The 10,976-nt window shown below is 54.6% G+C and carries 8 protein-coding genes; 3 read left to right on the forward strand and 5 right to left on the reverse strand.

The genetic code is table 11. The annotated features are described in order from the left end of the window. Positions 1–166 precede the first annotated feature (166 nt). A complete protein-coding gene (locus tag VFO10_RS23100; protein WP_325144355.1) occupies positions 167–706 on the forward strand; it encodes a hypothetical protein in 540 nt (179 codons plus the stop codon). Here the strand turns inward: VFO10_RS23100 and VFO10_RS23105 are convergent, their stop codons facing one another. From VFO10_RS23105 to VFO10_RS23125, 5 genes are all read right to left on the reverse strand, one after another. Continuing rightward, on the reverse strand, positions 707–2,146 hold the full coding sequence (locus VFO10_RS23105; protein ID WP_325144356.1) for a hypothetical protein: 1,440 nt from the start codon (positions 2,144–2,146) through the stop codon (positions 707–709). An 18-nt stretch (positions 2,147–2,164) separates the two neighbouring features. Next, positions 2,165–2,842 (reverse strand): hypothetical protein, encoded by a 678-nt coding sequence (locus VFO10_RS23110; protein WP_325144357.1) that lies wholly within the window; start codon positions 2,840–2,842, stop codon positions 2,165–2,167. Next, the gene (locus VFO10_RS23115; protein ID WP_325144358.1) at positions 2,839–4,188 is read right to left on the reverse strand and encodes a hypothetical protein; all 1,350 of its coding nucleotides are present in this window, start codon (positions 4,186–4,188) and stop codon (positions 2,839–2,841) included. Before VFO10_RS23115 ends, VFO10_RS23110 begins: the two co-directional genes overlap by 4 nt. 151 nt (positions 4,189–4,339) lie before the next feature. Further along, on the reverse strand, positions 4,340–5,380 hold the full coding sequence (locus VFO10_RS23120; protein ID WP_325144359.1) for a lipase secretion chaperone: 1,041 nt from the start codon (positions 5,378–5,380) through the stop codon (positions 4,340–4,342). Continuing rightward, on the reverse strand, positions 5,380–6,414 hold the full coding sequence (locus VFO10_RS23125) for a lipase family alpha/beta hydrolase (protein ID WP_325144360.1): 1,035 nt from the start codon (positions 6,412–6,414) through the stop codon (positions 5,380–5,382). Before VFO10_RS23125 ends, VFO10_RS23120 begins: the two co-directional genes overlap by 1 nt. 398 nt (positions 6,415–6,812) lie before the next feature. Between VFO10_RS23125 and VFO10_RS23130 the strand changes: the two genes are divergently transcribed. Both VFO10_RS23130 and VFO10_RS23135 read left to right on the forward strand, forming a co-directional pair. After that, entirely contained in the window at positions 6,813–8,375 is a 1,563-nt protein-coding gene (locus VFO10_RS23130) for an oligopeptide:H+ symporter (protein ID WP_325144361.1), read from the forward strand. A gap of 362 nt (positions 8,376–8,737) precedes the next feature. Next, positions 8,738–10,976 (forward strand): hypothetical protein (locus VFO10_RS23135; protein WP_325144362.1); only part of this gene is annotated, 2,239 nt, incomplete at its 3' end.

A 10,976-nucleotide genomic window follows, 5' to 3' on the forward strand; every position in this document is an offset into this window, starting at 1 on the left:
ACGAATCCAGATACGTAACCTATTACATATCTTATCGACGGAATCCAGAAAAAATCAAGAAAGACCTGTATCCCATGGATAGTCTGGGATAAAAGAGGGAAAACCCTCATGAGCCTTATGGTGAAGGGGTTGGACCTTGATGATGATGTTCAGGAGGATGCGGTTCATGGCGGGAAAGCTTAAAAACTGGTTCGGGACATTGAGCCTCGGGGCCCTGGTCAGCAGCTGCCAAACGACCGATTGGTCGGATGAAGGCGGGGGACGGGTTTATATGAAGGGTCGGGGCGTGGCGAAGTATCATCACTACGATGGCGTCAGCAAATGCAAAACCGCCTTCGGTCTTGATCCCGCCGCCTTTCAGATGCGGGTCACGGCCGCGTCCTCGCAGATCACCAAAAAATTTCCCGCCATGGTCAAAGCCGGTCGCAGGAATGGACCCTATGATGGGACGGCGCGTTGCATTCGGGTGCAGCGTGTGGGCACGAAGAAAACGATCGTGGTGCGGGCCATTGATGTGTGCTGCGGCGGGGATCTGGGCAGTGCCCGCAGCCATCAGCTGGATCTTTCGCGGCAGGCTTTTGAACAGCTCGGGCCGCGCTCGCTCGGCAATCTGCAGGTGAGCTGGGCAGTCGTGGACTGCCCGTCGTCACTCCAGGTTCCAAGCGATGCGGCCGTCTGTGATCAGGACTATTACTTCACACGCTAATCAGGCTTTTTTCACCACGGCCGGCATGTTCACACGGTTATCAAAACTGATGCCCATGGCCTGCGCGATCGCACTGTAGTGATGCTTTTCTTTCATCACGGTGTTCGGCATCGGAGTGCCGGTGACGGGATCAAAGCCATAGGTCAGTCCGGTTCCCGGATCCACGCCACCGAAGATGCTGTTGCCCTTCACCATCGGCGAGATGACCACGACGCCGTTGTTCAGGTGATGGCCGCTGCCGCCGGTCGCGACCTTGTCACGGCCGAATTCGGTGGCGATATAGATCAGCGAACGATCCCACATTTTGCCTTTGGCGGGATCGCCATCGACATCGGTGGCCTTCAGAAGATCAATCAGAGCATCCATGCCTTTCAGAATGTAGCTCCACATCGAGTTCTGCGCGCCGCGGTGATCGACGTGCGACCAGTCGAAGGCGATCGGCGCGTTGGGTGAACCGTTGGCCGTAATCAAAGGACTGTTGCTCGGGCCCACCGAGATCGCGTTGGACAGGCCGTTTTTCGCAGCCAAAAAACCGAGCGCCAGACGCGATTCAAAGGGATCGGTGGCCATGTTGGGGAATTTGCCGCGAACGAGGTTGATATCCGCGGACATGGTGAAACCATACTGAGCAAGGTTGCTCGTGGCCGGGTCGAGCATCATGAGCTTGGTGACCATATCGCCTTTTTCCAGAGCATCAACGATGCGATCACGGTTGACCTGATAGGCGTCGAGCACTTTGGAACCGGCGAACTGTGATTGAAAGCGGGAGACCGATTCCAATTGCTTCCGCAGCTGACGCGCTGCGGCCACATCACCGGCGCCGAGGGAATTGGTCATGCCTTTGAAACCATGGGTGGCGAAGGCGAACATCAAAGGATCCGTGACGGCCTGCGCGCGGGCGCTTTCCGGAACGGTATCATCATCACCGTGCAGGGCGTAGCCACCACCGGCGAGCATCAGGTTGGGAAGCGGACAGCTCTTGCCGAAGGCCAGCGCCACGGCTTCAGCGATCGTGCGGCCACCGTTGATGTTATCACCAGTCATGGCACGCTTGGCGGCAATGATGTGGTTCACGCTCGAAACTTCACAGGTCATGACCATCATATCCGCACCGTGCTTTTGCACGAAGACGGCCTGATCATAACCGTTGCCCAGCGGAATCGCGCCCTGGATGCTGTTCTGCAGCGGCGGCACGGTTTTGAAGGCCGAGCCATTGGGCTGAACGAGGTTATTGTAGGCAGCCGGGCCAGCGGCCTGGGCCAGGAAGCTGTCGACGATGTTGGCGCCACCGAAGGCGCAGATGTTGAAGATATACTTCTTATCCGCCGTGGTCTGGGCCTGCAGCACGGCGCCTGATCCACCCAGGGTGGCTCCCAGAGCTCCGGCTCCACCGATCTTGATCAGCTGACGACGATCGAATTGGGAATTCTTTATTTTCATAAGGTTGCCCTTTTGTCTTTATAAAAAGATGTTTTCAGAACTGGATGCGATCGCATAGCAAAGGCTCAATGCAATCTTATCACCCGCCGTGGCCGTGCCTCCAAACGCGCTGATGGCCTGAAGCTCAGGAGCTTCGGGATCACGGGCGAGAAGACGCCGATAGAGTTCGGTCGCCTGCTGCTTGATCTGGTCATCGCTGGGTTTGGCGGCGGTCAAGGGAAAGTGCTTGAACACGACGGCGTTGGCCCCGAGGCCCGCATCGAGTTCAATGCGACGACTGCAGGCGGCCAGCACCACGCGATCAATGGCGACTGCGGTCAGGACCGTAGGCGTTTGCGCGCGTTCATACTGTCCGTTGATGAAGGGCTCATTGCCACCGAGCACGGTCAGGTGCACCTTGTCGATACACGAATCCTTGCCGAGTTCCAGGCAGACCTGGTCCTTGGTCAAACCCAGACCTTTCACAAGGCCGGATTCAAAGGGACGATAGCGTTTCCATACCAGGGTTTTTCCAGCCTGGGGCAGACCAGGCTTGACGGACCCGGGAGTACCAGGACGGCCGCTGCCATCCACGGGATTGCCGTCGGAATCGGTCTGGGCCGGTGTGCTGCCGCGACCGCTGCTGCGCTTCAAACGATTGCCGGAACACTGTACGATCATCACGCTGATCAAAGTCAGCATTACGAGTTTCTTCATGGCTGACGTCCTCCGAAGGCCAGGCTATCAACGAAGCGATGCAGCATCTTATTCACCGAATAATTATCGGCGGGCAGACCTTGCCAGAGGGCATCGAACTCCGCTTTCTCATGAGCCATGGGTTCGCGGCTCAGAGCCTGGGTGAACATCATGCGGGCTATATTCTTTTTGAAGGCTTCGGAGTTCCGGGCCTTGTCGGCCCAGGTTAAAAGATCAGGAACAGGAGCGCCCATGATCACGCCCTGGTTCGCATAGGCTGTGCGGTTGGCGCGATAGGTTCCGTTGCTGTTGAAGAGGAAGGCCTGCACGGTTTCAATGCCCACGTAACTTGAGAACGAGTAGGCGAGGGGATCGAGCGTACTGTGACAGACCGCGCAATCAGGCTGCGCGACTTTGCGATTGTCGACATCCTTCGGTTCATTGGCGACCGGCATCAGACCTTCGCCCTTGGCGATATCCATGCCGAGGTATTCGCGGTAAACCTGCGAAGCCGTGTTGCGTGGCAGCGGCGAGAACATCGTATAGAAGGCGAGGAACCACTGGGTGGTCATCATCCCGGCCCGGCGCGCGGGATCCAAAGGCTGACCGCCGCCGATCACGATGCGTTGACCGATCTGGGCCTGCTCTTCACGGGCGAGTGCGCCCTCGACCTTGTTGCCGTTGATATCTATGTGATACTGAGCGGACAGGAGTTCCCGCGCATCGCGATCACCGCTCATGATGTACGAGAAAAGACGATAATCGAAGCGATAGTCGGCGATCACCACGTTGCCGCCGAAACCCACCGCGGCGAGCGGCTGAATTTTTTTATCGGCGAGACGCTGCAGCGCCTCGTTTTTCCAGTAGGGCGTATCCAGGCAACGGGTCAGTTCCGTGTGAAGGAGGGGCTTGGGATCGGCCGCCTTACGGATCTGCTCCAGTTCCTCATAGGTCGCGGACTCACCGCAGTAAACACCTTTGAGTCTTTTGTAAGCTTGGACAGGATCGTAGGTGAGCGAGACCTTGGACTCGGGCTTCACGGCCTTGTTACCAGGAGCGCCGCCATTCAGGATCTCGTCGAGGTTTTTCACCCCGTCCCCATCGCTGTCGAGGTTTTCAATCTTATCGAGTGCTTCGAGCAGCACGACATTGATATTGCCGCTCAGGTTCTTGGTCAGGTCTTCACCATAGGGATTCACAGCCGGAGCTGTGGTGTGGCAGATATTACAGGACGCCTGCTGCGTCTCGCAACCCAGCGATTTCGGATACTTCTGACAGAAAATCGGGGTTGATTCTGGGGTAGCTGAGACGGTTCCTGCCAGCATAAGCAGCAGAAGCCAACTCCTCCTAAGAAGGTGACTGATCATCGCGTATGTCCTCATGTCCTTGGCCTGGCTTTTATTTAACGCCCTACCGCATCGGCAAAGGATGGACAAACCTTGAGTAAGTTTCTTTTTCAGTTGAGTTTTGTGAGTTTACCCAGGGGATTAGGTAACCCGAATGGATGGGGTGAGGCCCCTAGTGGGCCCCGGTATCGCTGTCGAGAGCCTGCATACGGCGCAGCTCGCCCGGGTCCAGATGCGATTGGCCATAAGCCTCAAGCTGGGCTTTTTTCTCGCCCTCGGACAGATCAGGGCGCGCCGACAGTCGGGCCTTCTCGGCCAGCCAGTCCTCGCGTTTTTGTTCCCAGCTTTGGCGCTCCTGCTCGACTGCGGCCAGCCGATCGAGGGCGTTGTCACCAAAACGCTGGCGGATCGCATCGGCGCCCTCAGCATCCAGTGACTCGATCGGTTGGCGCGCGAGTTGTTTAATATCGAGCCACGCAAAGGTTTGTTTGCGTATCTCCCTTTGCTGAGGAGACAGAAGGCTCTCCGCAGCGTCCAAGGCCGCTTTCTTTTCCGCTTCATTCAGATCGGGATTGGTGCTGATCTTCATCCGTTCCAATTGAAACGCTTCATACTGCTCCTGGTCCTGATAGAAGGCTTCGCTCAAAGCGTCACCCAGATATTCGCGCCGCAGATTGCGCCTTTCTTCCAGGACGGATGCCACCTGCTCACTCGCCTTCAGATCGCGCTCCGTCCATTCCTCGGCGTATTTGGCTTCGGCGTTGATGAGCGCGACATACTGATCGAAGAGAGCCAGAGCCTCCTGCACGACGGTGCCGGGCTGGGAAGCTTCCAGATGCTGCCGCAGGAGCGCACGGATGCTTTCATTATCCATGCGTCCTCTGAGGCTTAAATAGTAATCAAAGAGCCGCCGCACATCACGATGCAGTATGATGCGGCCCTTGTCATCGACGCGAATGCCGCCATTGACATCGGTTCCTTCGAGGGAGGGATGCGGTGCCGGGGCGTTTTCAATCGGGGCGCTGGTCACCGCCCGAGGCTGAGTCGCGGGCGGGGCATCAGGGCGCACAGCCCAGCTCCCGTCCGTGTCCGCGGGAGCTGCCGCAAGCGGCTCAGAAGGATCCGCTTGCGGCTCGCGCCGACTGATGACGATGAGGGCAAGGATCAGGAGACTGGCAAGCATCCCGGCCCGACCCATGAATCGCCGCTTCATCAGTGACCCGCCTTCTGCAGGCGATTGGCGTTCTGAACATACAGGGTTGGGATATCAATGCCGCTGCGCACAAGGCCGAAGGCCTGGTTGATCGCATCGAAATGATTCAATGGATAAAAGCCTTCCGTGAGTTGTCCGAGCGGATGGCCGCAGCTGCGCACGAGGCCATCCCAAATGCGGGCGTTGCTTGGGAAGAAGATTTTCACCACGGGCACAAGGACGGAATCCAGAGGATCGACCCGGTTGGTGACGACATCCACGCCGCCCCAGGAAAAATAGGAGACGTTATTCACCAAGGCGGGACCGCTGATGCCTTTATAGAGCTTGCCCTTTTCCTGCAGCTCACAGTTCATTTCGGAAAGCGCCTCGGGGAACTGGGCATTGAATTTATCCAGAGCCTTTGTGCCGGCTGCCTGTACAAGGTCCTCGGCGATCTGCACGCCGCGGTAGGCGCTATTGTAGGAACCATCCTTCGAAGAGGTCGAAAAAATATCGAGGGCGGAAAAAACCGTCGAAAGTGTGACGTTGGCGACCCATTTCAGAAGAATATGTTTGTTCAGAAAGGCATAAAGGTTGTCCGCGAACTCGGTGCCTTCATTCATACAGGTCACGCAGTTGACGGACTCGATCCACTCGGGCTTCAGACTGGCCACATAACGTGCGGCCGGACCGCCCTGACTATGCGCGATCAGATTCACGCGCGAGGCACCCGTGAGCGCCCGAATCTGCCGGATGTCTTCCAGCAATTCCTCGCCACGACGGACGTTCGAAGCGGAGCTGCTCAGGTTCGTGACGTAGACTTCCGCGCCCTGACGCCGCAACTCGTCAGTGATGCCATACCAATAATCGACGACGCCGAGGACGTTGTCGAAGGCAAAGGCGCCAGGCACCATAACAATAGGGTAGCGGGTTTTGGCGTAATTATCGCTGCCAGCATGGGCGGACGCTGTGGCGACAACAAGCGTGAAAAGGCTGCAAATCATGGTTTTTAACCATGCCTTGACGTCGAATCCGGTTGTGGAAAGGCCTGACATATAATCCCCCTTAGTTAGGCTTATTTCGATCCCGGTTTTCATAAGTAGAAGTGCTGAGTTTGTTCTAGAGCAAGACTTGATGGTTTGCAATTTCGTTTCGGCCTCTTACGTTTTTCTGAACTGTCCTGTATCGCCTGCACCGCGCAGAATTTATGAGACTGTTTGCATAGAGTGACAGAGCGTCATCTCATGTGGATGGCTGGCCAATCCCATCAGGACGGGATTTTGCCGGAGCACCATTTCGTAGGAGATTACAGACGTAAGCCATAAAATGGCGGAATTCTCACGCCGATCAGGGTTTCCGAAATGTAGGAAATTTTGTGAGTTGCAGAATGGTTGTCTTTTCACAGTAGGGCGGATAAAAAGCCTTTTACTTTTCCACGAAACCGGGAGTTCTCATGTCGGCCGCTGCACAAATGAACAAGACAGCCGGTGGTTTTCCGCCGCAGATCCCCTACATCATCGGAAACGAAGCCTGCGAGCGGTTTTCGTTCTATGGGATGCGTAATATCCTGACGGCTTTTTTGGTGAGTCATCTTTTGTTGGACGTTGCAGTCTCCGAACGTGAGGTCGCGGCCAAGGAAATCTTTCACATCTTCGTGATGGGTGTTTATTTTTTTCCGCTGCTCGGCGGCTGGCTCGCGGACCGCTTCCTGGGGAAGTATCGTACCATTTTTTGGTTGAGCCTTCTTTACTGCGTGGGTCACCTCTGTCTGGCGCTCTTTGAAGCCCAGAAGTCGGGTTTTTATCTGGGTCTCTTTCTGATCGCCCTGGGGTCCGGGGGGATCAAGCCCTGCGTGTCGTCCTTCGTCGGCGATCAGTTCGATCAGAGCAACAAGGATAAGGCTCGGGTGGTCTTTGATATCTTTTATTGGAGTATCAACTTCGGGTCCTTCTTCGCCTCGCTCCTGATTCCTTTGATCCTGGATCGCGCCGGTCCGGGCTGGGCTTTTGGAATTCCGGGTGTGCTGATGGCTCTGGCCACCTTTGTGTTCTGGCTCGGTCGCAAGCAGTATCGCGTCACGGCCCCGGCGGCCGCGGATCCTCATTCTTTCATGCGCGTAGTTTATAGTGCTCTTTTCCGTTCGCAGGGGGCCCGCACGGGAACCGTACTGGCCTTTATCGGCGTCCTGCTCGCTGTCGTTTCCGTCCTGTGCTGGCCGATGCTGGGCGTGGTCGCGGCCGTGTGCCTTGCCCTTGTCATGCTCCTTCTGTTCGGGGGAATTGGCGCCTGGATGCAGCTCGATCAGGCGCGGGCTCTGCATCCGGCCGATGCCGTGGAAGGTGTGCGGGCGGTTTTGCGCGTGCTCGTCATCTTTGGACTCGTGACGCCGTTCTGGTCGCTCTTCGATCAAAAAGCTTCGACCTGGATTCTGCAGGCGCGGGTGATGGAACTGCCAGGCTGGTCATGGCTTACGAGTGCTTCTCAGATGCAGGCCTTGAATCCTTTGCTCGTGGTCCTGCTCATTCCTTTCAATAACCTTGTTCTTTATCCCTTCCTCGCGCGTCGGGGGATTGTGTTCTCGCCTCTGCGCCGCATGACCTTTGGTATCGTGCTGTCGGGGCTTTCGTGGGTCGTGGTCGGTGCGTTTCAGTTGGCCATCGATCAGGGGGCGCAGCTTTCCATTCTGTGGCAGGTGCTGCCTTATATTATCCTGACTCTGGCGGAAGTCTTCGTCTCGGCCACGGGACTTGAATTCGCGTATAGCCAGGCGCCGGCGCGGATGAAGGGTGTGATCATGAGCTTTTGGAGTCTTTCCGTAACGATCGGCAGCCTTTGGGTGCTGCTCGTGAATGTTGGCGTGAAATCCGAGAGTCTGACCCAGGCCGTCAGCGCCGGTGGCATCAGCGTGACTGCCTTCCAGATGTTCTTCTTTGCAGGTTTTGCGTTCCTGGCAGCGCTGGCCTTCGGTCTTTATGCGAAGCGTTATCCGGTGGCCGATCATTACCTGAAAACTTGAGCTTTGGTCCAATTTTAAGAAGTCCCAGGGATGTGGCGCATATCTCTGGGCAGTTTTCCATGAATCTCCGCTCTATGTCTCTCCATAAAACCCGGCACGCTTGTTGCTTTTACTGGAACTGTGGTTGTTCCTTTTCCAGTAGTTGTTGATTGCGCTCCTCCTGAACCAGCTCAAGCGGAAGTTGTATGTATCGAAAAATACTGTCTCGATATCTTGTATGGGCTACAATGTTCCTCACTTTTTTAGCCTCCGCATGTGGAATTTTTTCTAATAAGTACGAAACGATAAGTCTGGAGTGCCAGCTATCATCCCCCGACTCCAAGGCACGCTTTCTCAAGGTCGTAGACCAGGATGGAAGTGACTTGGATTCTGACGCTCGACTGTTTCTGCAGACACAGCTGGTTACCGATTCTGGACTAAGCTTTCAACCTCAAGTCACTGCCAAAGGTTGCATTCAATTGCCTGATTCAGCCGGTCGCCTCATGGTCTCGGCTCCCCTTCGTCAATCCTCTTTGTTTTTTGCATTTAAAGAATCCTCACCGTTTCTCATCAAGGCTGCACTCGTCAAAAGTCCGACGATCAAAGTTTCAACACCATGTACTTCTGAAGGTTTTTTTGCCAGCAACAAGCTGCCCCGGCAGTGGAGCTTTGACACTTCGGGTGATCTCCAAGGTACCAGGATTACTGTTCGAGCCATAAAAGCATCTGGCGAAAAGTCTTTTGAGATTTTTAATAAGGATTTTGGAGAATCCCGTCTCAATTTGCCTGAAGAATGGGATCTTCGGGACCTTCCTGAAGGTCTGTATCGACTTGAAGCGACCTATCAGGACCTTCAGAATGGCTTCGGAGTCGTTCCGCAGCTCTTGAACGATGGAAGTGACTGTAGCTTGACCGTCCTCCGCAATAAGCCATCTCTGGTTTACCGTGCTGCGACAGGTAAGTCCTTTCAGGTCGTTGGTCTGGATGCAGCCCTCCCTTGGGCGACTGATAATGCGCGCTCTACTATTTACTCTTGTATGGAAGAACGTTCAGAAGCTGCTGTTATTCCGAATGAGCTGCCCTGTCAACCTCGAGGAGTTTGCAGCAACCTCAATGCTTTTGAAGCCAGCACATCCATAGTGGGAAAGAAAGCGGGAATCTATGACGTCTTTCTTTTTAGCCGTGATAGGGCTTCCAACCAAAGTGATCTCGCCTGTCAGACTGTTGTGTTCTCCGAACGCTCGCCTGAAATTCGATTGCAGTGGAAAATTGATGAATGGAATCAAGATGGTGCTATCTTGAAAACCCCGCAACTTCTGTATAACGCGGAAGTAAGTATGAGACATCCCCAGGTCGAGCGGAAGCTATTGGAGGATACTCTTAAATGTAAGGTTGATTTCTTGCTGCCTGATAAAGAAGTTGTTTCAGGACGCAATGTGCTGTGTACAACGGGGCGTTGCGCTGGGCAACCCATGGGAGATTTTGTTCCCTGTGATTCCAAAGTTCAATTTTCGTTGGTCAATGCCTGGAAGCAGGAAATAATTGGTGACGCCACTCTGCGGCTGCAAGTTAAAGCTAGTGACGGGGGAAGCCAGGAAGCGGTTGCGAATCGCTATTTGATTCTCAACAGCAGCAAGTGGAAGTTTGATACTTTTGCTGCTCCTAACGCTCAACCGCGGTTTTCTCCAGATAGATTAGCCGTCGATTCTAAAGGTCAGATACTTGCCTGGTCCTATAACGGTGGTTTTTGGCGATTTGATGGAACATCCTGGATAGACGATAATATAGACTGGCTCAAATCGGCTGCGAGTGTTTCGTTTTTCACCGATGACCAGGGACAGGTTTTTGCGAATGTCTTCTATTCGAACGCCGATGGCATCTATAATGAGATATTACTACAAAGGAAAGATGATGCCTGGAGCTATCGCTTGATCCAGAAGGATCAAGTGGAAAATCTGAGCGTCAAATGTAGAGGCAAACCGTTCATCGAACAGGGTATGGCTTGCTCGGTTGGAGGACAGCTTCAGCTCATCCGGGGTGAGGTCACCACGGAGATTGAAACTTCTCCTACGATCAATGGACAAGCCTGTCCTATTCCACTGGAGAGCCTCTTTGAGAGCCAGAAGGTGGGACTTTGGGCAGTCTGCAATACAGAGATCATTCAGTACGTTAACCAAAAGTGGGTGTCCCGGGCGGTCGTAGATAAACCTGAAAATTTTGTCCAAAGCTACATTGGCTTTGATTCCGAAGCCCGGGTCTGGATCAGTCTTAGCAATCAACGAAGTTTCTCCCTCGGATTTTTCGAAGGTGATCAGTATCGTTCGGTCTCTGTAGAAGGACTCCCCGCAAGAAGGCCTTATGGTGAGATGGGCTTTGCGATTCATGAAGGCAGGGCTTATTTTGGTGTACACTACTGGAATGGTCAACTGAAGCAGTGGATAGCCAGTTTTGAGAATTGGAAGCCACTGTTCGAAACGGTCCCAAAAATTGAGTCTGTCCCAGGACTCGATTTCCCTGTTTGGAAGCCTGATTTGCGTACGACGATATTGCTGCAGGGCTCAACTCCACTTGTTTTGAGCGATTCGTTTCCCCAAATTGATGGACGCTTTGATCTGCGCTGGT

The organism is Oligoflexus sp. (assembly GCF_035712445.1).
In the GTDB taxonomy this organism is placed as follows: Bacteria; Bdellovibrionota_B; Oligoflexia; order Oligoflexales; family Oligoflexaceae; genus Oligoflexus.

Bases quoted from the DNA above. Each gene is read 5' to 3' on its own strand.
- VFO10_RS23100 (WP_325144355.1), top strand. From the start codon at position 167: ATGGCGGGAAAGCTTAAAAACTGGTTCGGGACATTGAGCCTCGGGGCC.
- VFO10_RS23105 (WP_325144356.1), bottom strand. From the start codon at position 2,146: ATGAAAATAAAGAATTCCCAATTCGATCGTCGTCAGCTGATCAAGATC.
- VFO10_RS23110 (WP_325144357.1), bottom strand. From the start codon at position 2,842: ATGAAGAAACTCGTAATGCTGACTTTGATCAGCGTGATGATCGTACAG.
- VFO10_RS23115 (WP_325144358.1), bottom strand. From the start codon at position 4,188: ATGATCAGTCACCTTCTTAGGAGGAGTTGGCTTCTGCTGCTTATGCTG.
- VFO10_RS23120 (WP_325144359.1), bottom strand. From the start codon at position 5,380: ATGAAGCGGCGATTCATGGGTCGGGCCGGGATGCTTGCCAGTCTCCTG.
- VFO10_RS23125 (WP_325144360.1), bottom strand. From the start codon at position 6,414: ATGTCAGGCCTTTCCACAACCGGATTCGACGTCAAGGCATGGTTAAAA.
- VFO10_RS23130 (WP_325144361.1), top strand. From the start codon at position 6,813: ATGTCGGCCGCTGCACAAATGAACAAGACAGCCGGTGGTTTTCCGCCG.